Below are 23635 nucleotides of genomic sequence, written 5' to 3' on the forward strand. Positions count from 1 at the left end.
GATGCTATGTAAACTTTGATAAAACAATATTTAGAGTAAAAGCCACGTATGCCGTAGTTATTATAGAAAGTTTTAAACCACCACTCCTCAAAGTGGGTGTTCGCAGAGTATTTCATGTTCGTCCGCATTAACGTGGAATGCGGCATGCCAGTCCGTACTCAATTAAAACTCCCTTTTACAGCTCAAAGGTTAAAACTTAATATTATTACGAGCAATGCAGCTTGTGTTCTTATATTACTGCATGAATGATCAATCTGCAAGAAAGAACACCATATAATATTGCGGAAATAAATGCCACTTTTGTAGAAAATCTAAGCTGAAAACTAAGTAAATATTTCAATTGATAGTGGAGAGAGTTCAGTCTAGAAATTGATAGGTATTTTGAAATTAGAGTCTAAATATTATACGTATAGTCCTCGGGCAATACACGTTTTAGAAACTGCTTTGTACGCTCCTCTTTAGGGGTAACAAAAATATCATGAGGAGTACCTTCTTCTACGACCACTCCGCCGTCCATGAAAATAACTCGATTCGCAACATCTCGGGCAAAGGACATTTCATGTGTTACGACAAGCATTGTTGTGCCTTCATTTGCGATATTTTTCATAACAGTTAATACTTCACCAACAAGTTCTGGATCGAGGGCTGAGGTTGGTTCATCAAATAGGATAATGTCTGGGCTTAATGCAACAGCTCTAGCAATGCCAACACGCTGTTGCTGACCACCAGAAAGTGCACTTGGATAAGCATCATATTTGTCAGAAAGGCCGACTTTGCTTAGAGCACGTTTAGCTATTTCTACTGCATCTGATTTTGGCATTTTTCTACCGACAATTAATCCTTCAGTTACATTTTCAAGAACTGTTTTATTATTGAATAAATTATAACTTTGAAATACGAAAGCCACTTTTTGTCTGATGTTGTGAATCTCTCCTTTCTTCGCATGATGTAAATCAACTTCAATGCCACTAATAGAAGCATGACCTTTATCAGCACATTCTAAGAAATTAATGCAGCGAAGTAACGTTGTTTTACCAGAGCCACTTGGGCCTAAAATAACTACTACATCACCCTTAGCAATTGAAATATCAACACCTTTTAAAATTTCATGATGACCAAATGATTTGTGTATATCTTTAATTTCTAACATTGACAAACACCTCTATGGTTAAGAATGAGCAACCTTATATTTGCTTAAATATTTTTCATAGCGTTTTAATATGTATTCAACGATAGTACATAAAATTAAGTAAACTATGAAAATGTCCAAATACGCTTCAATGTAGTTATAGCCTACATTTGCAGCGACCTTCGCTTTTAAGGTGATTTCTGATAGTGATAGAGCATAGCCTAAGGAAGTTGCTTTAATTAAATTGACAATTGTAGTCGTAATATTGGGCATTGCAACAACGAGTGCTTGCGGAATAATAATTCGACAGTATGCCTGAAAAGTTGTTAAGCCGACAGAATGAGCAGCCTCAAGCTGGCCTTTATCCACTGTACTTAAGGCTGAGCGGAAAACCTCTATTAATAATGCAGTTGTGCTAAAAGAGAAAATAATAAATGCATACCAGATAGGGTTAATTTTATAAATATCAATGCCTATATTGTATTTTTTAAAGATAATCTTTAATATGAGCGGAATACTACTGTAAATAATAAAAATCTGAATTAAAATCGGTGTACCGCGCACAAAAGATACATAAATTTGTGTAATACGTTGAATAATAGGAGTTTTGTGGATGCGAGTTAATGCTAATAAAAAGCTTAATGGAACAGCAATCACTAGAGCAACAATTGTCACAAGTAAGGTAATCGGTACACCAGACAAAGCGACAAAGAATGTATTGATAAAAAACTTTCCGTTAAATGCAGTTGACATAGATGTACCTCCTTACGTTGTTTCTAAAGTCTTTTTACCTTTACTAAAGAATTTTTCTAATGCATTAAATACCCGTTCTATAAGGATTGATAAAATCCAGTAAATAACGGCAAGAGCGATGTAGATTTCTAAAGCATGTGCATTTAGATTTGCTGCTATAAGTAAGTTAGCTTTCCCAACGACATCGATTAAGCCAATTGTGTAGGCAAGGGAACCCTCTTGAAGAAGCGTAATCATACCGTTCCCGAAGTTGGGTAATGCTACAACGAGCGCTTGTGGGAAAATGATCCGTCGATAAGCCTGAAGGGGGGTTAAACCAACACTTACAGCAGCCTCATATTGTCCGTGATCAATCGCTTCATAGGCTGAGCGTATTACCTCTGACATAATAGCAGCAAATTGAAGTGTGAAAGTAATAACAACAAAAATTGCCGTATCAATATTGTGTAAATTAATATTAAAATTTGTTGCTATTGCAGGAATACCATAATATACAAGGAATAGTAGAACGATTGATGGAGTACATCGCATAATGGTTGTGTAACCCGTAGCGATTATTTTTAAAATACGACTATTACCAAGCTTCATAGTAGCAAGTAGCAAGCCAGCTAATGTTCCAAAAATGATGGAAGAGCCAGCTACAATAAATGTCACTTTTAAGAATGGTAAAAGTTGAGGAAGCGAGTTCCAAATATAAGAGGCATCAAAATATTTACTCATGTACGAATCACCATCTTTTTAGTGTAACTATAGGCTACTGATTTTTTCAGTAGCCTATAGGTTTTGATATTAACGTTCAGCTTTGTTTAACACTTCAAATAAGTCGCGACCATAGAATTTTTTGCTTAGTTCGTTTGGTTTCTTTTCTTGTTTAAGTTTTTTGATTGCTTCATCATATGCATCTGCTAGTTTTTGTTGATTTTTGTTGAATAAAGGCCATGTTTTAATAACGCCGAATTCGTTATAAACGACTTGATCTTTTAAATTATGGTAAGCACCTTTATCTGAAGTAACTTGTTGTTGGAAGGCACCCTCGATCATAACACCGCCATCAACACGACCTTCATTTACCCATTGCACAACGTCTACCGTGAACTCATCACCAGCTTTAAGTTTTACTTTGTTATCTGGGTTTTTGTCATTATATTCTTTAATGACGGTATATTGAGCATTGTTTGCTGCAATAGGGGCTAGTGAGTAGCCTTTAGAAGCAAAATCTGATAATGATTTTAAATCTTTATTAGATGATTTTAAGACAAGCCCAATACTGCTTAAACCTAAGAATTCTTTAGGAAAGATAAATTTTTCTTTGCGTTCTTTTGTAAAAAATGCATTTTTTACACCAGCTTGGTATTTACCTTGTTCAACGCCAATTAACAAATCATCACTTGTTGTTCCTACGTATTCAAACTTATAATCTGGTAATAGTTTGTCAACTTCTTTCATAATTTCAACATCGTAACCAGTTGGATTTCCATTTTCATCTGTGTAAGTCATTGGTTTACTTGCTTGGTCATAAGCAATTTTCACTGTGGTTACTTTCTTTGAACTGGCTTCTGAAGAAGCATCTGATGAGCTATCTGATCCACAGCCTGCTAATAATCCAACTGTTGCTAAACTAATTGTTGCAAATTTCAAAAAATTACTTTTAAACATATTCCATAACCCCTTTTTTTTTATATATATAATGGTGATTCTTTATCTTGTTCTAAAGCAGTTCTTGCGAGTTTTGTAATCGTCATATCATCCATTGGTGGATTATGTAGACCTGCCCGAACATCTCGGTAATAACGTTGTAGCGGATTTGAATTTTGCAGACTTTTAGCACCGACAATACGCATGGCTAAATCTACAATCTCAATTGCTGTATTTGTAACTGTATGCTTTGCAACAGCTAATTCATTTGTTAAATACTTTCGACGTACGTTATCATCGTACGCTTCTGCAGCACCATACAGGGTGAAACGTGCTTGATCTAATTTTAGTTCTATATTTCCTAAATGTTGCTGTACATTAGGCAATGAACTAATAGGTGCATTTAAACTATTAGGCTGGTGATGTTTTGCAAAGTTTACCGCGTAATCCCGTGCGGCTTGTGCAATACCAAGATACGTTGCAGGAATATGCAAGATCCAACCGTTAATATGATTCCCACCAAACGGGCTTTGAGGATACTCAACAAGTGCTATAGATTCAACATGTACATCCTTTAAAAGTAAATCGTGGCTACCCGTTCCACGCATGGACATGACATCCCAAGTCTCTTCTATAGATAATCCAGGAGTTTCATTTTCAATAAGGAAAAAACCGATTTGTTGTTGCTCCTCAATCCATGCACTTACTAGAAAATAATCAAGAATAGGAGAGGCTGTAGTAAAAATTTTACGGCCATTTAATATCCAACCATTAGTAGTTTTAACTGCATTTGTTCCTGGGCGTCCACCACGAGTTGGACTGCCTGTTTGTGCTTCACTAACTGCACGGTTAATGAATACATTTTTTTGAACTTCTATCGAGAAGCTTTCAAGTAATTCAGGACTCCAAAGCTTATGTTCATATAGTTCACCAACAACTCCGAGTGTCCAACCAATTGCTAGAGAGGTATTTGCATCATAACTAGCTAAAGTTTCTTGAAGCAAAATCATGTCATAAACAGATAATCCTTCACCTCCATATGCTTTTGGCAATGTTACCTGTGGATAGCCAATTGCTCTTAACTTTTCGAAATTTTTTAAAGGAAAGAGGGATTGTTCATCAACATTTTTAGAATCTGCTGTAATATCATGACGCAGATTTTCGAGCTTTTGAAGCCATTTCCGCTGTAGATCGGTACGAATAAATAGTTCTTTCACAAAGCAGACCTCCTTTTAAAGTGTACAATACTTAGAAGAATAGTAGGTATATAAATAAATTAAAACCCACTATAGAAATAAATAACTACTTATGGGTTAATTTGTATTATGTTTTATTTTTACCTAATCATAAAGGTTGGTGAGTGCAAAGTCAATATTAATTATGAGTATTTTTATAGGAATAGAAAACTATTAGGTTATCAGTATGTAAATGGTTGATTTGTTTAAGCTTCAAATGAAATCGATACGTGATACAAAAAGACTTTAATTCAATGTATAATAGGCAAAAAAGCACTTACCATTTGGTAAGTGCTTTTCAATATTAATCTTGATAGTAAGCGATTTAATAAGCCGCCTTTGCCGTAAATTTAAATATCGAAAGTTTTAAACCACCACTCCTCAAAGTGGGTGTTCGCAGAGTATTTCATGTTCGTCCGCATTAACGTGGAATGCGGCATGCCAGTCCGTACTCAATTAAAACTCCCTTTTACAGCTCAAAGGTTAAAACTTAATATTATTACGAGCAACGCAGCTTGTATTCTTATATTACTGCATGAATGATCAATCTGCAAGAAAGAACACCTCATAATATTGCGGGAATAAATGCCACTAATAATTGCATACATGCATACTAGGTATTGAGTGAAATAAGAAGGAAATCATGTAACAAAGAATTTCTATGAAGCTGTAGAGGGAAGACGTACTATAATATGCTTTATCTGATTATTTCGATACACGTTTGCAAGAAGTATTACATATTGCGGTGAAAAATATACCGACTGCTTATAATTCACTTACCGGGTGATTAGTCGTCTTGCTTGGGGACAATAAGAAAGAATTTTGGAAGTAAGCATTTGAGGGAATCCACGATGGACATAGTGAGGAAAGATATGAATGCAATAAAAAGCGTTTTGAAGGATTTGCGAGTGGCAACGTTCGGCAAATAATTACCGATATTAACGAATACAGCATTAGAATGCGAAAGTATTTAACAGATAGATGCAGGGGACAAGGTGATATTGATAGGGAAAGTAACGAATATTATAAATGCTGACAAAGCGCTATTGCTTTACTATCAACGTAGTGGTGGGGCAATTCCTAAAACCTTTTATCAAACAATATTAAACTGCAAGCAACGAATGATTCGATTGTTTGCGGTTTATTTTTGGGTAAAATAAAAAAGCATATGCCTTATTTTTTTAAGGCTTAAGCTTCTGATAATACTTCTTCAGTCAATGCAGTAATATCAACTGGTGTTTTTTCAGTTATGACATCTGCTAAAATGACATTTTTGAAGTAATCAACACTTGTTGGCAATGGAATGACTAACAATTTTTTTAGTGCCTCTTGATACATACTGACAAATTCACTATCGGTGTTGCCTCGTTTTAGCTCCGCAAATGCTTCATAAAAGAGATCTAGTTTATCTGCAAATTCGAGTAATCGACCTTCAATTGTTGCATCTTTTCCTTCTTTCATACGATTGAAGAATACCTCTTGAAATTCTTCTGGAATTTCGTTAAAAATGAACTTTTCCATCATTTTCTCTTCTACATGAGCAATCATTTGTTTAAGCTCAGGGGATGCATGCTTTACTGGTGTTTTAATATCACCAATAAATACTTCTGCAAAATCATGGTTGATTGTCTTTTCATATAGTGATTTCCAATCGATAATTGCACCGTTCATTTCTTCAATTGTCCCAAAAAACATTGCGTATTGTGATACTTTCCAAGAGTGTGCTGCCACATTATGTTCTTCTAATTTGAAGCGACCTGGGCAACGTATAATACGCTCTAAATCATTTAAACTTGTAAAAAATTTATGGATTCCTATAAAAATCCTCTCCCTTTTTAATTTTATTTATTGTATGCTACTTTACCAAGAATGTGCTTAGGATGTCCACTAATTTCTTCTTGATACGTATATTATAATACATACTTTACTCGCAAATTATGTATTTACAAAGAATATAGGGTATGTTTACATTGCATTTACAAAGCGAAATTCATGTTCACCTTTTTGTCGATTGCTTGTATTTATGAATTCCTTTATTGTTGAAGTAAGAAATATATAGAAAAGGAAGCCTATCTATGCTTTATTCAACTGTAACTTACATACATGTTATAAGTGCAATTTTATCGATTGGTCCTTTTTTTGTACTCATTCCAATGCTGAAGAAAATGAGACTAGCAAAGACACATGAAGAAATGACAGCATATGTAACTACTTTCTCTCTTGCTATTCAAGTAGTGAAGCATTCAGGGCATGTACTTATATTATCCGGGTTATACATTCTGTGGCGCGGTGGTTACTCAGTTACATCGCCTTTCATTGTAATGACGATTACTTTGTTAATCCTTTCGATTATGTTCTTAGCACGAGCATTTAAGCCAACGATACGAACATTTAATACACCGCAATATGATCATCAGCACTTTGTAGATAAATTAACCAAGTCGGTTTGGATTTATACAATATTATTATTAATCATGCTTTGGTTTATGGTGACAAAACCAGCGTTATGGTAAATATAAGTGCTGAAGTGGCTCGTCCATGCCCGAAAAGCTAGCCACTGAAGCCGGATAACATTAGGTAGAAGCACTCTTACTTTCATAAAAATAAAAGGATGCCTTATAAGTGTTTTTATACACTTATAGAGCATCCTTTTTTATTTACTTTTCTAATGTTTGGATTAAAGGTTTTACAAGCTCAGTAGCTGTTTTCCCAACTTTTTTATGATCCTCTACTACAGATAAAACTAGGAATTCATGCTTCTTTTTCGTATCAAATGCCACGACAAAGCTATTTTCTTGGCCTTCTGTTCCTTGTGTTTGTTTTAATTCAGCGGTACCTGTTTTGGCAGCTAGAGTGGAGCTAATTCCATTTAAACTATGTGCTGTACCGTTTGTATTTTGAACAACTTGTACCATTGCATTTTTGACAATATTTGCTGATTTTGCACTAACAGCATTTTTGGTCTTTGTTTGTTGATCTTTTAATAAATGTGCATAAACCACTTTGCCGTTACTTGCAAAAGCACTATACGTAATGGCTTGTTGAATAGGGGACATCAACACTTGGCCTTGTCCATATGCGGTATCAGCTAATAGAATGTCAGATTTAAAGGATTCGTTGTTTGAAATTTGAGCAGGTTTCATATCAAATGGTAAATCTAACTTTTCACCAAAGATAAATTTATTGAACCCTTTTCGCAATATGTTTTCGCCCATTTCTAACCCTTCTTGAGCAAAGAAAATATTATCTGAGTATATCAAGGCTGTTTGCAAATTTACTTTTGGAACATTGGATACGCGCGTTACAAAATAATTGCCCCAAGATTTATCCTTTTGCCATTTAAGTCCTTGGATTGTACGAACTTTGTTTGTTGTTAAAGCGCCTGCATCAAGTGCAACGCTTGCTGTAACAGTTTTCAATGTAGAGCCGGGTGCAAAGCGTTGTGTAAAGCGATTTGTGAATGGTTTTTGTTCATCGTTCATATAGGCATCGTAGTCTTGTTGTGATATCCCTCGAATCATTTTGTTTGGATCGTAGGAAGGTTTACTCACGAGTGCAAGTAGTTCACCAGTTTTAGGCTGCATGACGACAGAAGCTCCAGCAGCATTTTCTAGTGCATCATATGCTTTTAATTGTGTTTTTGCATCTATTGTTAGTTTAATATCCTTACCGTCTTCACGATAAGCTTCTAGTAATACTTCTTTAACTTTACCGTTTTTATCTTTTAAAGAAATTTTACCACCGTTCTTACCACGTAATTCTTTATCGTAGGCTCTTTCTAAGCCACTTTTGCCAATAATAGCATCGGCTGAAAGAGTCGCATCTTTTTCAAGATCTTCTTGAGTTACTTTCCCTGTATAACCAATCATTGTTGAAGCAGCTTCTGCAAGTGGATAATAACGAATATCTACTGCTTGATACTGTACGCCAGTCATTTTCATAATCTGATCATTATTGATTACTTTTAATGGAACAAATAAATCTTCTTTGACCCAATTTTGGCTGAGCTTTGTTTTAATTTCTTTTTCAGTCATATCAAATTGTTTTGCAATAGTCTTTATATTTTCTTCTTTTTTCGATCCGTCTCCAAGTTCTTTAGGGATGATTCCAGCTTGACGGAATTCAGCGTTTGTTGCGAGTTCATTACCATTTTTGTCGAGAATTTTGCCTCGAATGGCATCTTCTTCTGTATAGGAAATCTTATCGGTTGCTTCCATATGTGGGAAGATGAGTTCAGGGTTCCAGTCAACAACAAAATCCTTACCTTGTTTTACGAGCATTCCCTTGTATGAAAGGGTAGGTATTCTGCCAAGTGCCGTTACCAAACTTAATTTATACGTAAATTCGTATTGACCTCTTTTGATCTTGGATACGGTAACGTCACTAGCCTTCATATTTTCTGCACCAATTCCATGAAAAATATTTGAATACTTATCAATCAATGCTTGCTTGTTATAATCATATTTTTTAAGCGCATTATTGGACACTAGTGAAGGTAATAGATTAAATTGTTGTTTTGTTATGATTTCGACAAATTTTTTGGCTTTTTGTTCAGCCTTTTGTTCGGCATTTTGTTGTGCCATATAATAAGAACCGCTAGAAATAACTGCGATTAGAATTACAATGATGCTAATTAGTAGTGCTTTACTCTTCAAGCAAAATCGCCTCCTTATCGTTATTATAACGATGTATGGTTAAAAGTATAATAGAATGAACTATTAATGTTAAAATGATAAAGTGAAATTTCACTTAACAAGGGGAGTTTTCTTAATTCTTGTCTTGTTAGTAGAATCGGGCTTTTGTATTGAGTGTTGAACTGAAGGGCTACTGTTCGATAATACATGAAAAGAGGATTTAATATGAAGAAAATGCGAATTTCACTCATCCTGATAGCGGTTGTGCTTATTGTTTTCGGATGGGGAGCACATAAGCAACAAGAGCAAAAACAACAAATCAATTCAATAATAAATGAACAACAAGGCGTCAATCAAATCGAGGTAAAAGATAGTGCTGACAAAGTCGTTTGGTCAACAAAAAATGAAGCAGATCAGTACAAAGAACAATATCCTTTAAGCCATGTTGATAAACTGGAAAAAGGAGATCGCAAGGTATTTGCCGAAGATCCAGATTACAAGATTACTTATAAAAGGGATAGTAAAGCGCTTTATTCTGTTGAAATATTACGTTTGACAGGTGAAAATAAATCAGTTTCTAAGGAATTACAGCCATTTTTGTTTGATGTAAAAGGTAATACTTATGTAATCTATTGGCCAGAACAAAATAAAGTACTTGAACAATCAGAGAATACACAAAAATTATTAAATCGTGTAAAATGAAACGTCTATCTTTAAAGATTTTAAAGGGTGCCTCTCGATAACTATGAGAATAATGCAAAAAGCATGATGCTGTGACACCGTTTGTCATTCAACATCATGCTTTTTCTTTTGGAATTTTTATGCTTCAGGAGCGGTAAATGTACGACCTGCTAATTCAGAATCTAACATGAAGATGGCATTTGAATCATTTTCGATACGTTCAAATTTGTGAATAAGTGTATCTAATGTAGATTCTTCTTCAACTTGTTCGTCAATAAACCATTTTAAGAATGCCATTGTAGCATGCTCACGTTCATCTAATGCAATATCAGAAAGTCCATAGATTCGACGAGTTACTTCTTTTTCATGTAAAAGTGCAGTTTTAAATGCTTCTAAAACAGATGGAAAATCATTTTCTGGACTTTCAAATCCTTGGATTGTTGCACGATAGCCCATATCATTTATAAAGTTGTACAACTTCATCGCATGGAAGCGTTCTTCTTCAGCTTGTACTAAAAAGAAGTTAGCAAAGCCATCGTAGTTTTCGCTAGTACAATAAGCTGCCATCGCTAAGTAAGTGTGTGCTGAATAAAATTCAAAGTTCATTTGATCATTTAGTGCATTGTGTAGTGTTTCAGTTAACATGAATTTTCCTCCTCAGAATATAATGACTTCAATATTTCCCTTCTAGTATACAACGGTCATAACTATTGGTTCAAAAAATGAATAAATATTGTTTTTTTGTAATATTTTTTATGTTTATGGCAATTCCTAATTATGCATTTTGAAGAACTGCACCGAGAAAAATTAGCCACAATGCTAATATTGTTGTTGCAATTTAAATGAAAATCCACCTAATAGTGTAGAAAAAATTGTGAATAGATGGAATTTTGTCTTAAAAAATTTCCCGAGAAATAATTTTGTCGAAAGCTGATCCAAATCTTTTCACCGGTATTTATATGGTCAAGCCATATAGATACACTTAGACTTTGCTATAATGAAATCAACTAAAAGGCGGTGAATAGTTTACGTGACAAAATGGTATAGTGTCTTTCCAAAAAATCCAGTGATGAGTGGAGTAGCATGGATTGCTTTTTGTTTGCTTCCATTTTATTTGATTTTCCATTCATCACAAAAGCTTGAAGGATCAATTGCTCTTGCGGTATTAATCATGTATTTAATATGCTTCCGTTTTGCCTATAGCGCTACAAATGGGCTTGTATATATGTGGATCGCTTTCGGTATGGTAATCAATGCTGGGATGACAGTATTATTTGGATATATATATTTTTCCTTTTTCACAGCATTTTCTATAGGGAAAATCCACCATACAGTAGGATTTTACATTATGTATGGACTTCATATTGCGATGACTGTTGGCTCCGTTATCGGTGGGTTCTTTATCGAGACAGATTTGTTCGTTCAAGAGCTTCCTTTAATAGTAGTGATTTTGTTTAGTGCAATTTTGGGGCCTTTTTATCTTTATAGTGAAAGTAAGAGTAAAAAACTTGAAGGTGCATTAGAAACAGCAAACGCACGAATTTCAGAATTAAGCGTTTATGAAGAAAGACAACGAATTGCAAGAGATTTACATGATACATTAGGACAAAAACTATCTATGATTGGCTTGAAAAGTGATTTGGCTGTTCGTTTAGTTGAGAAGAATCCAAAAGCTGCTATCGGGGAGCTCCATGATATTCGACAAACATCTAGTATTGCATTAAAAGAAGTACGCGAAATGGTATCGAATATGAAGAATGTTAAATTACAAGAGGAATTAGCACATGTACAGCAAATTTTAAGGGCGGCTAATATAAGGCTATCAATGGATGGAAATCCACAGTTCGAAAAGATTCCAACAATGCTTAGTAACTCATTGAGTATGTGTTTAAAAGAGGCTATTAATAATGTGGTGCGTCATAGCCAGGCAACAGAATGTAAGATAGCCATCTTTCAAACTGCCGATTTTATAGAAATCATTATTAGTGACAATGGAATCGGGTTATCCAATAGCACTAAAAAGCCATCATGTAATGGTTTAAATGGTATGAAAGAACGCGTTGAATTTGTAAATGGTGAATTGGAAATACGTGAAAAGAATGGAACGATAGTGAGAATAACAGTGCCGATTGTGATCGCACCTAATAAAGAATAATTATTTCGCTCGAATATCTTTGTAGATATTCGAGCTTTTTTATAGAAATATTCTCTCCTATGAAGAATATTTTCTTTTTAAAGATAAAATTCACTAAAAAGAAAAGGATTCAATTAATTAACGTCGAAATGTAAGTAATAAGAATATTTTATTTTAAACAGAAAGGTTGAAATGGGTATGATCAAAGAGAATAGTAAAGCAATTCAAGATGATTATCCAAATAGTTTTGCTTGGTGTTATGGATGTGGTCATTTAAATGATGAAGGCATTCATGTAAAAACTTATTGGGAAGATGAACTAACAATTTCTTGCATTCAACCGGACAAAAAGTATACAGCAATACCTGGTTTTGTGTATGGGGGATTTATAGCTTCTTTTATAGATTGTCATGGGACTGGGTCAGCATCATTAGCATTGCATCAAAAAAACGGTCACAAACCAGGTGACGGAGTAGAACCACCTCGCTTCGTTACGGCGTCTTTACATGTAGATTATCTAATGCCAACGCCACAAGGGGTGCAGTTAAAGGCGATCGGTAAGGTAGAAGAGATTCATCCTAAGAAATTTAAAGTAATGATTCAAGTTTTTGCAAGCGATCTTCATGTAGCAAATGCTGAAGTAGTAGCTGTTGTCATGCCAAAAAGCTTTTTAAAAAGCTAAGGGAATATTTATTATAGAAGAAAATTCTTTTTAAGAAAGTTATTTTTAAAAATTACTATTTCGGACATTATGTAAGCGCTTGACATCAGTCTGACAAACACAAGGGAGAGATGGCGAATGTTTAATCCACAAGATTTTGGTGAAAAGTTAAAAGAGTTACGTATTCAAAATGGGTATTCAATGCTATCGTTAGGAAAAGCCATTGGTACATCCGCAAGCCGTATCAAAAGTTGGGAAATGGGCGAAAGTGTACCGTCTGCTAGCTGGATTGTCAAGCTTAGCAATATTCTACAAGTATCAGCTGACGAATTGTTGCTTAATATGCTTGATGAAACGCCTTCAAAAGGGGAAAAGGTGTTTCCTAAAAAGCGCAATGCTATTTTAAATGAGTTGAGTGTTTTATTACATGAACTGGATAAAAAGGATTTATGGGAACTTTATACTTTAGCTGAATTAAAAGCATTGCAAAAAGAAGTATCATTATAGAAGTAGAATTGATAATTTTAATAGTAAATAGAGCGAAGTTTTTCGTTTCTAATTAGATACTGGACTGATACCGTTATAATAATTTATTCGTGAGGAGTTATGCAAAAGATTTTCTTTTGCATAACTCCTTTTTCTATTTCTTGTAGAAGAAACTATCTTTGGTGAAATAAAAGAACATTGTAGTCTATTATGACGATTAATCCTTTAAAATAGGAATATTACCATAATAAAGAAAATTTTTTGTAATATTTCAGGGTGAAAAAGCAGTTTTTTAACATGATTTTATCCGATTTTTAACTTGAAATAAAAATATTTTAGGACGTTTATTGAAATCATCTCTTTCTTTGTAAAAAATATACTAAATTTTTTCGCGTAAAAGTTAATATATTCCACGCGTTGCTAACCCAGTCATATCAATAGCTATGAAAATATCTCAAAAAAAATATTAAACATCATGTATTAAATGTCAGAAAATTGGCAAAGAATGTAACACGATTGTCACAGGGTGTACATCGATTAGAAATAGTTATGACATGTGATGATGGTAAAGTTAGTCGTGTTAGTACAAAGGAGGTCGTTTTTAAACGATGAAAAAATATTTAATTGCACTAGCAGGTGTTTTCGCAATAGGAACAGCAGCTTTGACAACTCAAGCATCAGCTGCTAGTTACAAAGTGGAAAAAGGTGATACACTTTGGGATATCTCTCAAGACCAAGATGTATCCGTTCAAGATTTGAAAAAATGGAACGAATTAAAATCAGACGTTATAGTTCCTTCACAACAGCTAGAAGTTAGCTCTAAAGCTAAAACATATACTATTAAAAAAGGTGACACTTTATTTAAGATTTCAAAAGAAACAGGGGTCTCTATTGAAGATTTAAAAGCTAATAATAATCTTACTAGTGATCTAATCTATGTAGGTCAATCACTTGCGTTATCAGGAGATTCACAGAATGTGAAAGTCGCTTCTGATTCAAACAATCAAACACCAGCTAAAACACAAGAAACAAATACACAAGCAACAAACACACAAACAACTAATAAACAAACGACTAATACACAGCCATCAACTAGTCAGTCTGCACAACAATCGTCAGGAAAGACAATGACAGTTACAGCAACAGCATATACACCAAATTGTGCCGGATGTTCAGGTGTAACTGCAACAGGTATTAATGTAAAAGCAAATCCGAATATGAAAGTTATAGCAGTTGACCCTAGAGTTATTCCATTGGGTTCAAAAGTATGGGTTGAAGGTTACGGTACAGCAATTGCTGGTGATACTGGTGGTGCAATCAAGGGAAATAGAATTGATTTGTTGATGCCTAATAATAGCCAAGCTAATAGCTGGGGCGTACGTACAGTTACCATTAAAGTATTAGATTAAGTAAATAATAACTTATGGATATAAGCTCTCAGATTGATATGAAACGCTCTTAATGTGAAAATCATTAAGGGCGTTTTTTTATTTTATTTTGAAAAAATGATGAAATTAAGCAATGTTAACTGCATAAATGTTGTCATAATTGTATAGTAGAATATATGAAGATTAGAAAATTAGGTGGATGTGGATGAAAATCAATAAATCGACGCTTGTTCAATGGCTAAAAATTATTTTACCAATTTTGTTGATGATTTTTGCAATTCATGAAATCGGTAAGATTTTAGGAAATGTTAATGGTCGCGAAATTGCTAATAAATTAGAATCCTTAGATGTCAGAACAGTCACATTAATGGCTGTAATTCCTCTAATACTTGTATTTCCTATGTTTTTCTACGATTATTTTATTATTAAAAAATTAAAGCTACAAAGACCATTAAGACGTTTAATGAAAGAATCATTAATTATTAATTCTTTTTCGAATCTGATTGGATTTGGAGGTCTTGTCGGAGTATTATTACGAACTCACTATTTTAAGAAGAAAGAAGTGGATAGTACCACTTTTTTCAAAACGATTGCGTCTGTCACATTATTTTATCTTGCAGGAATTTCACTTTTCACTTGGATTTTGCCTATTTTCTATCGGGATTTTCCTATGTTTAAAGATCATAAAATATTAGTTGTTGCAGCAGGGGTTATCGGTTTATATGTACCATTTCTTATTGTAAAGGCAATTGTGCAATCGATTAAAGGAACGACGACTAATCGCCAGGTATTGGGTGACGTCGCTTTGTTAGGTGTTTCTATTTTAGAGTGGCTTGGCGCATTTACATTTATGATGATATTAGTGTATATGTTACATGTTCCAATTAGTATTGCAAATATTATTCCGATTTTTATTGTTGCTTCATGTGCAGGGATAGTGAGTATGATTCCTGGAGGCCTTGGATCATTTGATTTGGTGTTTATATGGGGAGCTCAAAGCTTGCAAATTCCAAATGAATCCATTTTAGTTCTGTTGTTATTTTATAGAATTGGTTACTTTGTCATCCCATTTTTAGCTGGACTTGTGCTATTTATTCGTGAATTATGGGGGAAATTCAATGTAGGTTTTAATGCAATTCCCAGATTCTTTTTGGAGAAAACGAGCCATATATTAGCAACTGCGCTTGTGTTTTTGGCTGGACTTGTACTTCTTGTTTCATCAGTAGCTCCTGGAGCCATTGAGCGTATTCGATATGCGAAAGAATTAATGGCATTTCCTATTGTAAGTATTTCGCATCAATTAGCAGTTGCGACAGGCTTTGTGTTACTCGCATTATCAAATGGTATCTCATATAAAGACAAAAGCTCTTATCGTATGACCGTATTTGTTTTAATCTTTGCATCGGCACTTTTTATTATCAAAGGGATTCAATATAAGCAAGCACTGTTTATGCTATTTGTAGCGGGTTTATTATTTTTATCACGTGGTCGATTTTATCGAGAAAGTTATATTGTGACATGGGGACGTAGTATTTTAAATACAATTATTATTCTAGTTATTTTGTTGCTTTATATAATTATTGGTTTATTCACGAACCCATATGTAAAATACTCTATTCCAGAAAAGCTAAAACCATTTTTGACAACAGATTCAGAGGATTTATTTAAAAGTGCATTTATGGGTCTGATCGTGATCATAATAGTAGTAATTTTCGAAGTTTCTTTGCGTAAAGTTACGCAGTATAACAAGATATCTTCATTAGACTATGAGGAGGAAATTTTTCTACATCTTAATAAGTATGGCGGTAAGGAATTATCTCATTTAATTTTCCTTCATGATAAGTATGTGTATTGGAATAAGAAAAAAACGGTTCTATTCCCTTATCAAGAAATTGCAGATAAACTTGTCGTGCTTGGAGATCTAGTTGGGGAAAAGGAAGATTTCGAAGAAGCTATTGAAGAATTTATAGCTTTTGCAGATTCTTATGGATACACACCTATTTTCTATGAAATTAGCGATCAATTTGTGCCGTACTTACATGGATACGGTTATCGCTTTTTCAAACTTGGAGAAGAAGGATATATCGATTTACAAAAAGAAGTAAATGAAGTCTTTCATAAAGAAGGCTATTCATGTGAAATATTACATCCCCCTTATTCTGCAGAAATACTGAATCAGTTACGGAGTATTTCAGATGAATGGCTCGATAATCGAAAGGAAAAAGGTTTCTCGCTTGGTTATTTTAAAGAGGACTATTTACAATTTACACCTCTTGCTGTGTTGAGAGATAATAATTTTGAAATTGTAGCCTTTGCTAATCTTATTCCTCTTTATGATGAAGAGTGTACGGTAACAATTGATTTGATGCGTTCTAAAAAAGGAGAACTACCCGATAATGCGATGGACTATTTATTCTTAACTATTTTCTCAGCATCTAAAGATCAAGGGTTTAAGCGGTTAAATGTAGGTATGACGCCATTATCTCAAGTGGGTGTTTCACGTTTTGCTGGCATAAATGAAAAAATTGGGACTCAAATATTAGTAGATGGACAGGATTATTATAATTTCCGAGATGTCCAAAGTTTTAAAGAAAAGTTTGCAAATGACTGGCAGCCCAAATATCTTGCTTATCGTAAGAGAGTTTTTCTTCCATTTACAATTTTGCAAATTATGATGCTGATTGGTGATAATAAATATTCAACGATGAGAGAACAAGTATCTGAAGCAAAACTATCGAGAAGAAGAACCTAGGAAACTGGGTTCTTTTTTATTTAGGCTCGAAAGTTTAAACATCAAATCAAACTGCAATCGTCAACGTTATGTTAAACTAATAATGCATAAATTGAAAAATATTGAATATATGTAAAACGAAAAGTTTGGTTTTTATAAAAAAATATTGTATTAAGTTGAAAAAAGGAAGAGGTGTAGATTTTGCAAGATGTCATTTTACGTTTAGAAGATGTGAAAATGTCCTTTGGTAATAAGCAAGTATTAAATGGGATTAACTTAACGGTCGGAAAGGGGCAAATCATCGGTTATATCGGTCCAAATGGCGCGGGTAAAAGTACAACCGTTAAACTGATGCTTGGCTTAGTAGAAGGCTATGAAGGGAAAATTGAAATCTTTGGTCAAGATTTAGCGAGTGGGGATTATACATATAAAAAACGTATTGGCTATGTACCGGAAACAGCAGAGATTTATGATCAACTAACTGCTTGTGAATTTTTAACCTTTACCGGAGAAATGTATGGCTTAGGTCATAAGGAGTCAGAAGAAAAGGCATTAAAACTATTACAGGAATTTGGTTTAGATCATGCCTTTCACCAACGTCTATCCTCTTTTTCAAAGGGAATGCGTCAAAAGGTGTTAATCACTTCCAGCTTGCTACACAACCCAGATTTATTATTTTACGATGAGCCATTAAGCGGTTTAGATGCGAATAGTGTATTAATCGTAAAGGAAATTTTAGCAAAACTTGCAGAGCAGGGGAAGACGATTTTTTACTCATCTCATATTATGGAGGTTGTAGAGAAAATCAGTGATCGAATTGTGTTATTAAATGGTGGGCAAGTTGTAGCAGATGGATCGTTTGAAGAGTTGCAGGAGCAAAGTGAAGAAGGAACATTAGAAGAGATTTTCAACGAGATGACTGGGTTTAATGAACAAGAGGCGATAGCAGAACGTTTTGTTTCAGTTGTAAAAGGTGGGCATGTCGATGAAGGATTATAAATCTTTAAAGGTAATGGATCTTTTTAGAGTTCTTTTTGAACGGTTTGATATCGACTATACATCGATGCGTAGAATTCTACAGTTGAAGTTAACGATGGATACACGTCGTACACCAGCTATGTTCAATTCACAAAAGCCTAAGAATGGGAAGAATCAGTTTTTACGTTCACTGTGGATCTACGTATTATATGGTGCATTAGGAATGACTCCATTTCTATTTTTCCCCTCGCAATATATGTTTTCTATGGGAATAGCCTTCACGGTTTTAATGTTTATTGCAATGACGGCAATGGTCTCCGATTTTTCAGCAGTGCTTTTAGATATAAGGGATAAAAATATACTGCAGCCTAAGCCAATCAATAACCGTACATTAAATGCTGCGAAAATCATGCATATCGTTATTTACCTATCTATGCTTAATTGCGCCCTTATTATCGTACCACTGGTAGTTGGGTCCATCCGTTTTGGTATACTTTTTGGTGTGTTGTTTATGGTGATGGCAGCTCTATTAAACTGTTTTATCGTCGTATTAACAGCATTAATATATTTATTTATTTTACGATTCTTTAGTGGCGAAAAGTTAAAAGACCTGATTAATTATGTACAGATTATCTTAACTGTTGCTATTATGGTCGGTTATCAATTTATGGCTCGTTCATTTGAGCTAACTCAAGTTGCAGTGACTTATCAATTTGCATGGTGGCATGTTTTCCTACCACCCCTTTGGTATTCTGCGTTTATGGAAATGGTTTTGCATCGAGTTTGGTCAGGAAAGTTGTTGCTATTAAGTATTCTTGGTATTTTAATGCCGATATTATCCATCGTTCTATATGTAAAACTAATGCCTACTTTCGAACGTAATCTATCAAAGTTATTAAGTGATTCTTCAAGACAAAGAGGAAAAATACATATATGGGCAAATTTTTGGTCAAAGATATTATGCAGCAATCCACAAGAACGAGTATTTTTCAATTTTGCTTCGTTGATGATGAGTAGGGAACGTTCATTTAAACTGAAGGCATATCCACAAATAGGGTTTTCGCTAGTTATGCCGTTTGTCTTATTATTTAATACATCACGCTCATTTTCATTAAAAGCAATTCAAGAAAATGGTAGTGTGATGGTTTTATATTTTACGATGATCATGCTTCCTTCAATAGTTCATCTATTAAAGTTCTCTGATAAATATAAGAGCTACTGGATTTACAGAGTATCACCTGTAGCGGATGATCGAATTTTCTATAGTGCAACATTAAAGGCTTGTTATGTGAAGCTATTTTTGCCATTATTTATCGTTGTCAGTAGCCTCTTTGTAGCTATTTTTTCGTGGGGAATATTGCCTAGCATAGGTATTATGCTACTGATATCCGTTTTATTATTATGGATTTCCTATGTAATGGGTAGTAAAGAGCGTTATCCATTTTCAAGCTCTCTTGAAGCAACACAAGATACCGGTACAATTAGGTTATTAGGTTCGATGTTATTATTGGGAATTTTAGTGTTAGTGCATCTAGGGTTAAGCCATTTACAATATGGATTAGCTTTTTATGCAGTACTATTAATCGGTGTAATTTTTGGGGGATGGAAGTATTCTTTTGGAAATAGAAAAGTCAAGAATGCATAGTATTCTTGACTTTACTTGAATTGAATAGGATTTGGCTCTAATTGTGGATCTGGCTCAATCGGTTTTAGATTTAGAAGCCCATCTTTTGTAGAGGAGATTCCTTGGACTTGTTTTAGTTCTAATCTGAGTTTTTCGGTTTCAAGTATATAATTTTTTTGCTTCATTTCCTCTAATTTGATCTCATCTTTTAATATGGAATGTTCGATTTCTAAACGTTTATTTTTATTTTTTACAATGACTTTAATAACATTTGCTGCTAAAGCTAGGAATACGATTATTACGACAAATTGCAATGTTAATCACCTCTCTAAACTGGAATATATTTAATTATATACAAAATTATAGACGAAAAAGTTTCGTTTTAGTTGAATTTCTTTCAGATATAATGTAAGATTAAAAAATCAGAATATTCAATCAAGTTAGGGAGGGGAAACAGATGAAACCGTCAAAATTTGAAACATATTTATTGGATGAAGAATATGATTTTCAGACAACAGGTGAAAATAAGTACCCTGAATTGCAACCTTATGAAATGGAACAATATCCAGAGGGGTTTTTTACAGAGCTATAAAAAGTTGATACAGCCGAAGTGGGCTGTATTTTTTTGCTGTTAAAGAATGCTATTGATATTGAATGAAGAATAAGACGTTAGGCTTCATATAAAGCGGATATTGGAAAAAAGCTAATTTTGCAGTATGATGTAAGTCAAATGAGGTGTATGAAAAATGACAGTTGATGAACAAATTTTAGAATGGTTCGATTATTTTCATGAACATCCAGAGATTAGTTGGAAAGAGCATGAAACAACGAAGAAAATTGCGAGTATTTTAGATGATCTACATATTTCCTATCGATTATTCGGTGACGTGCCCGGCCTTGTTGCTGAGATTGGGGAAGGGGAGGGAATTGTCGCAGTCCGTGCAGACATTGATGCATTATGGCAAGAAGTGGATGGCGAGTGGAAAGCTAACCATTCATGCGGTCATGATGCCAATATGTCGATGGTACTCGGTGCATTATTACGATTGAAGGATCAACCGTTAGCACATAAAGTGCGTTTTATTTTCCAACCCGCTGAAGAACAAGGAAATGGTGCGGTTGCTGCATTTGAACATGGTGCTGTGGATGGGGTATCCCATCTATTTGGTGTACATCTAAGACCAATTGAGGAATTGAAAATGGGTGAAGTATCACCAGCAATTCATCACGGTTCGGCAATTTTCCTTGAAGGAGAAGTACGTGGCACAGATGCTCATGGTGCGCGTCCACATCAAGGACAAAACGCGATCGATGTTGTGATGGCGATTCATCAAATGATCAAAAGCATCTATGTTTCACCATTTGAGCCGCATTCTGCAAAGCTTACAAAGATTGTAGCAGATGGGGGAAGTATGAATATTATCCCTGGCGCTGCAACCTTTACGATGGATATTCGTGCACAGAAAAATGCTGTCCTTAATGAGCTCCGAGAAACGATTGAGCAAGGTATAGAAGCAATTAAACAACAATTCAAAATCGAGTTAGGCTGGAAATGGGTTGATTATACACCAGGGGCTGAAGTTTCAGACGAAGCAGCAAAAATGGCAGAACAAGCCATTATTGAAACAGTGGGGAAAGAACATTTGGCTCCCCATGTAATTACACCTGGAAGTGATGATTTCCATTTCTATACTGTCAAAAAACCTGAGTTAAAAGCAACAATGATTGGGATAGGTGCGAATCTAGCACCAGGGTTACATCACCCTAAAATGACATTCAATCATGAAGCATTGCTGGATGCGTCAAAAATATTAGCGACTGTATTAGTTAAAAAACCTTAATTATTTTGATTGAACCCATCTAACGATAGTTGTTAGGTGGGTTTTTATTTGTGTAAAAGAATAATTATTCATACTGAAGAAGTTTAGTTATTAATTATTGTAAGCGTTTTCTTTCTTTGGAAACGAATGAATTATTTCGCATGTGTTGGAAGTGCGAGATTGACTAATAAACTAGTAAACTATAAAATATTCATATTAACGACAATATAACGACTATTCAGAAAATTAAAAGGAGATGAGAGGATGAAAAAAGAAATCAGTGCAGGATGGGCAATATTTACTTTTACCATAATGATTATTACGATGCTTGTTACGGTGGTTGTTTTAGAGCAAAGTCCGCATGTACCATTAATTGTAGGTACCATTGTAGCAGCAATTGTAACTTGGAAACACGGATACAAATGGACTGAAATTGAAGAAATGATGTATAAGGGAATTAAATTAGCACTTCCTGCTATTGTGATTATTATGCTTGTTGGATTAACCATTGGAGCATGGATTGGTGGGGGTGTTGTTGCAACGATGATTTACTATGGTTTAAAAATGATTTCGCCAGCATGGTTCCTTGTAACGATTTTACTTATTTGTTCGATTGTATCTTTAGCTATAGGAAGTTCTTGGTCTACAATGGCAACAATTGGTGTTGCAGGTATGGGGATTGGTTTGAGTATGGGAATTCCTGCACCAATGATTGCAGGAGCAGTTATTTCAGGTTCCTATTTTGGTGATAAAATGTCACCACTATCAGATACAACAAACCTTGCAGCAGGTTTAACAAATACAGATTTATTTGATCATGTTAAGCATATGTTTTATACAACGATACCCGCTCTAATTATTTCTCTCAGTGTCTTTGCATGGTTAGGTAGAAGATTTGCTAATGTAGGGATGGATACAAAAGAGATTCAAACAACATTACAAATCATGAAGGATAGCTTTGTCATTAGTCCTTGGTTGTTACTTGTACCCGTCATTGTTATTGTTTTAGTTGCTAAAAAGGTACCAGCAGTTCCAGCCTTGATTATTGGTATTATTCTTGGTTTACTATCTCAAATATTTATTCAAGGCGGATCGGTTTCTACAGCTGTTAATGCATTGCAAGAAGGATTTAAAATTCAAACGGGCAATGAAATGGTGGATAATTTATTTAACCGTGGTGGTTTAGATTCGATGATGTTCACTGTTTCTATGACCATTGTAGCAATGACATTTGGAGGGATACTAGAGTTTTCTGGTATGTTAAATTCCATGATGAATTTAGTAGTTAAAGCCGCAAAATCGACGGGAAGTCTAATTGCAGCAACAATTGCTTCATGTATTACAACAAATGCTACTTGTTCAGAACAATATATTTCTATCGTTGTTCCATCTCGTATGTTTGTCAATGTCTATAAAAAACGCGGGTTAAATTCAAAGAATTTGTCTCGTGCTTTAGAAGATGGGGGGACGCTTTCATCGGTATTTTTCCCATGGAATACTTGTGGTGTATTTATACTTGCTACTTTAGGGGTTAGTGCAACAGAATATGCACCTTATGCTATTTTAAACTATACGGTTCCAATCATTTCGATTATATATGCTTACACAGGATTTACGATTGTAAAACTATCGCCTGAAGAAATAGAAGCATTAAAAAATGAAGAAAGTAATTCAGAAACGGAAGAGAATTTATCTTCAGTACCGGTTTAATGGTCAATGTCGAAAGGGCTGGTTAAAAAGTGTAAAA

The 23635-nt window shown here is 34.4% G+C and carries 22 protein-coding genes and 2 other RNA genes; 13 read left to right on the forward strand and 11 right to left on the reverse strand.

From position 1 onward, the window contains the following. Positions 1-35: 35 nt before the first annotated feature. The 7 genes from ssrS (Q8X41_RS13890) to ssrS (Q8X41_RS13920) form a co-directional block, all read right to left on the reverse strand. A non-coding RNA gene (gene ssrS, locus Q8X41_RS13890) (6S RNA) lies at positions 36-226 on the reverse strand. 168 nt (positions 227-394) lie between these two features. Further along, on the reverse strand, positions 395-1150 hold the full coding sequence (locus Q8X41_RS13895) for an amino acid ABC transporter ATP-binding protein (RefSeq protein WP_397536865.1): 756 nt from the start codon (positions 1148-1150) through the stop codon (positions 395-397). An 18-nt stretch (positions 1151-1168) separates the two neighbouring features. Continuing rightward, positions 1169-1882, reverse strand: a complete 714-nt coding sequence (locus Q8X41_RS13900) for an amino acid ABC transporter permease (RefSeq protein WP_397536866.1) — start codon at positions 1880-1882, stop codon at positions 1169-1171. Between the two features lie 12 nt (positions 1883-1894). Then, positions 1895-2602, reverse strand: a complete 708-nt coding sequence (locus Q8X41_RS13905; protein ID WP_397536867.1) for an amino acid ABC transporter permease — start codon at positions 2600-2602, stop codon at positions 1895-1897. Between the two features lie 69 nt (positions 2603-2671). Beyond that, entirely contained in the window at positions 2672-3538 is an 867-nt protein-coding gene (locus Q8X41_RS13910; protein WP_397536868.1) for a transporter substrate-binding domain-containing protein, read from the reverse strand. Positions 3539-3558: 20 nt separating this feature from the next. Then, the gene (locus tag Q8X41_RS13915; RefSeq protein ID WP_397536869.1) at positions 3559-4734 is read right to left on the reverse strand and encodes an acyl-CoA dehydrogenase family protein; all 1176 of its coding nucleotides are present in this window, start codon (positions 4732-4734) and stop codon (positions 3559-3561) included. Positions 4735-5078: 344 nt separating this feature from the next. Then, positions 5079-5272: non-coding RNA, 6S RNA (gene ssrS, locus Q8X41_RS13920), on the reverse strand. Between the two features lie 481 nt (positions 5273-5753). Here ssrS (Q8X41_RS13920) and Q8X41_RS13925 point away from each other — a divergent pair. Then, entirely contained in the window at positions 5754-5912 is a 159-nt protein-coding gene (locus Q8X41_RS13925) for a hypothetical protein (protein ID WP_397536870.1), read from the forward strand. A gap of 28 nt (positions 5913-5940) precedes the next feature. Here the strand turns inward: Q8X41_RS13925 and Q8X41_RS13930 are convergent, their stop codons facing one another. Beyond that, entirely contained in the window at positions 5941-6570 is a 630-nt protein-coding gene (locus tag Q8X41_RS13930) for a YfbR-like 5'-deoxynucleotidase (RefSeq protein WP_397540272.1), read from the reverse strand. Positions 6571-6827: 257 nt separating this feature from the next. On the opposite strand from Q8X41_RS13930, the gene Q8X41_RS13935 reads away from it, so the two are divergent. Beyond that, the gene (locus Q8X41_RS13935; protein WP_397536871.1) at positions 6828-7265 is read left to right on the forward strand and encodes a hypothetical protein; all 438 of its coding nucleotides are present in this window, start codon (positions 6828-6830) and stop codon (positions 7263-7265) included. Between the two features lie 144 nt (positions 7266-7409). Here Q8X41_RS13935 and Q8X41_RS13940 read toward each other — a convergent pair whose 3' ends face one another. Next, positions 7410-9407 carry a penicillin-binding transpeptidase domain-containing protein gene (locus tag Q8X41_RS13940; RefSeq protein ID WP_397536872.1) on the reverse strand — a complete coding sequence of 666 codons (1998 nt, stop codon included), beginning with the start codon at positions 9405-9407 and terminating at the stop codon, positions 7410-7412. Positions 9408-9611: 204 nt separating this feature from the next. Between Q8X41_RS13940 and Q8X41_RS13945 the strand changes: the two genes are divergently transcribed. Further along, a complete protein-coding gene (locus Q8X41_RS13945) occupies positions 9612-10088 on the forward strand; it encodes a hypothetical protein (RefSeq protein WP_397536873.1) in 477 nt (158 codons plus the stop codon). Between the two features lie 117 nt (positions 10089-10205). On the opposite strand, the gene Q8X41_RS13950 is transcribed toward Q8X41_RS13945, so the two are convergent. Then, entirely contained in the window at positions 10206-10712 is a 507-nt protein-coding gene (locus tag Q8X41_RS13950) for a ferritin (protein ID WP_397536874.1), read from the reverse strand. A 385-nt stretch (positions 10713-11097) separates the two neighbouring features. On the opposite strand from Q8X41_RS13950, the gene Q8X41_RS13955 reads away from it, so the two are divergent. The 7 genes from Q8X41_RS13955 to Q8X41_RS13985 all read left to right on the forward strand — a co-directional run bounded on the left by Q8X41_RS13955 (position 11098) and on the right by Q8X41_RS13985 (position 20089). Further along, positions 11098-12222 carry a sensor histidine kinase gene (locus Q8X41_RS13955; RefSeq protein ID WP_397536875.1) on the forward strand — a complete coding sequence of 375 codons (1125 nt, stop codon included), beginning with the start codon at positions 11098-11100 and terminating at the stop codon, positions 12220-12222. A gap of 177 nt (positions 12223-12399) precedes the next feature. Continuing rightward, complete coding sequence (locus Q8X41_RS13960; protein WP_397536876.1) at positions 12400-12882, forward strand: PaaI family thioesterase; 483 nt, start codon at positions 12400-12402, stop codon at positions 12880-12882. A gap of 117 nt (positions 12883-12999) precedes the next feature. Further along, positions 13000-13368: a helix-turn-helix domain-containing protein gene (locus Q8X41_RS13965; protein ID WP_397536877.1), complete on the forward strand. Its 369-nt coding sequence runs from the start codon at positions 13000-13002 to the stop codon at positions 13366-13368. A 587-nt stretch (positions 13369-13955) separates the two neighbouring features. Further along, entirely contained in the window at positions 13956-14756 is an 801-nt protein-coding gene (locus Q8X41_RS13970) for a LysM peptidoglycan-binding domain-containing protein (RefSeq protein WP_397536878.1), read from the forward strand. Between the two features lie 184 nt (positions 14757-14940). Next, on the forward strand, positions 14941-17487 hold the full coding sequence (gene mprF, locus Q8X41_RS13975) for a bifunctional lysylphosphatidylglycerol flippase/synthetase MprF (protein WP_397536879.1): 2547 nt from the start codon (positions 14941-14943) through the stop codon (positions 17485-17487). A 177-nt stretch (positions 17488-17664) separates the two neighbouring features. Continuing rightward, positions 17665-18465: an ABC transporter ATP-binding protein gene (locus Q8X41_RS13980; protein ID WP_397540273.1), complete on the forward strand. Its 801-nt coding sequence runs from the start codon at positions 17665-17667 to the stop codon at positions 18463-18465. Continuing rightward, complete coding sequence (locus Q8X41_RS13985; protein ID WP_397536880.1) at positions 18452-20089, forward strand: hypothetical protein; 1638 nt, start codon at positions 18452-18454, stop codon at positions 20087-20089. Before Q8X41_RS13980 ends, Q8X41_RS13985 begins: the two co-directional genes overlap by 14 nt. Before the next feature lie 11 nt (positions 20090-20100). On the opposite strand, the gene Q8X41_RS13990 is transcribed toward Q8X41_RS13985, so the two are convergent. Beyond that, positions 20101-20382, reverse strand: coding sequence for a hypothetical protein (locus tag Q8X41_RS13990; RefSeq protein WP_397536881.1), 282 nt, complete (start codon positions 20380-20382; stop codon positions 20101-20103). 143 nt (positions 20383-20525) lie between these two features. On the opposite strand from Q8X41_RS13990, the gene Q8X41_RS13995 reads away from it, so the two are divergent. The 3 genes from Q8X41_RS13995 to nhaC all read left to right on the forward strand — a co-directional run bounded on the left by Q8X41_RS13995 (position 20526) and on the right by nhaC (position 23598). Next, complete coding sequence (locus Q8X41_RS13995) at positions 20526-20660, forward strand: hypothetical protein (protein ID WP_397536882.1); 135 nt, start codon at positions 20526-20528, stop codon at positions 20658-20660. A gap of 154 nt (positions 20661-20814) precedes the next feature. Then, entirely contained in the window at positions 20815-21909 is a 1095-nt protein-coding gene (locus Q8X41_RS14000) for an amidohydrolase (protein ID WP_397536883.1), read from the forward strand. Between the two features lie 243 nt (positions 21910-22152). Beyond that, entirely contained in the window at positions 22153-23598 is a 1446-nt protein-coding gene (gene nhaC, locus Q8X41_RS14005; protein WP_397536884.1) for a Na+/H+ antiporter NhaC, read from the forward strand. Positions 23599-23635 lie beyond the last annotated feature (37 nt).

Origin of the sequence: Rummeliibacillus pycnus, assembly GCF_044359855.1 — a bacterium.
GTDB lineage: Bacteria > Bacillota > Bacilli > Bacillales_A > Planococcaceae > Rummeliibacillus > Rummeliibacillus pycnus_A.

What these genes read in the sequence shown, in the direction of transcription:
- Q8X41_RS13895 (WP_397536865.1), bottom strand. Translation starts at nt 1,150, where the DNA reads ATGTTAGAAATTAAAGATATACACAAATCATTTGGTCATCATGAAATT.
- Q8X41_RS13900 (WP_397536866.1), bottom strand. Translation starts at nt 1,882, where the DNA reads ATGTCAACTGCATTTAACGGAAAGTTTTTTATCAATACATTCTTTGTC.
- Q8X41_RS13905 (WP_397536867.1), bottom strand. Translation starts at nt 2,602, where the DNA reads ATGAGTAAATATTTTGATGCCTCTTATATTTGGAACTCGCTTCCTCAA.
- Q8X41_RS13910 (WP_397536868.1), bottom strand. Translation starts at nt 3,538, where the DNA reads ATGTTTAAAAGTAATTTTTTGAAATTTGCAACAATTAGTTTAGCAACA.
- Q8X41_RS13935 (WP_397536871.1), top strand. Translation starts at nt 6,828, where the DNA reads ATGCTTTATTCAACTGTAACTTACATACATGTTATAAGTGCAATTTTA.
- Q8X41_RS13945 (WP_397536873.1), top strand. Translation starts at nt 9,612, where the DNA reads ATGAAGAAAATGCGAATTTCACTCATCCTGATAGCGGTTGTGCTTATT.
- Q8X41_RS13950 (WP_397536874.1), bottom strand. Translation starts at nt 10,712, where the DNA reads ATGTTAACTGAAACACTACACAATGCACTAAATGATCAAATGAACTTT.
- Q8X41_RS13960 (WP_397536876.1), top strand. Translation starts at nt 12,400, where the DNA reads ATGATCAAAGAGAATAGTAAAGCAATTCAAGATGATTATCCAAATAGT.
- Q8X41_RS13965 (WP_397536877.1), top strand. Translation starts at nt 13,000, where the DNA reads ATGTTTAATCCACAAGATTTTGGTGAAAAGTTAAAAGAGTTACGTATT.
- Q8X41_RS13970 (WP_397536878.1), top strand. Translation starts at nt 13,956, where the DNA reads ATGAAAAAATATTTAATTGCACTAGCAGGTGTTTTCGCAATAGGAACA.
- mprF (WP_397536879.1), top strand. Translation starts at nt 14,941, where the DNA reads ATGAAAATCAATAAATCGACGCTTGTTCAATGGCTAAAAATTATTTTA.
- Q8X41_RS13985 (WP_397536880.1), top strand. Translation starts at nt 18,452, where the DNA reads ATGAAGGATTATAAATCTTTAAAGGTAATGGATCTTTTTAGAGTTCTT.
- Q8X41_RS13995 (WP_397536882.1), top strand. Translation starts at nt 20,526, where the DNA reads ATGAAACCGTCAAAATTTGAAACATATTTATTGGATGAAGAATATGAT.
- Q8X41_RS14000 (WP_397536883.1), top strand. Translation starts at nt 20,815, where the DNA reads ATGACAGTTGATGAACAAATTTTAGAATGGTTCGATTATTTTCATGAA.
- nhaC (WP_397536884.1), top strand. Translation starts at nt 22,153, where the DNA reads ATGAAAAAAGAAATCAGTGCAGGATGGGCAATATTTACTTTTACCATA.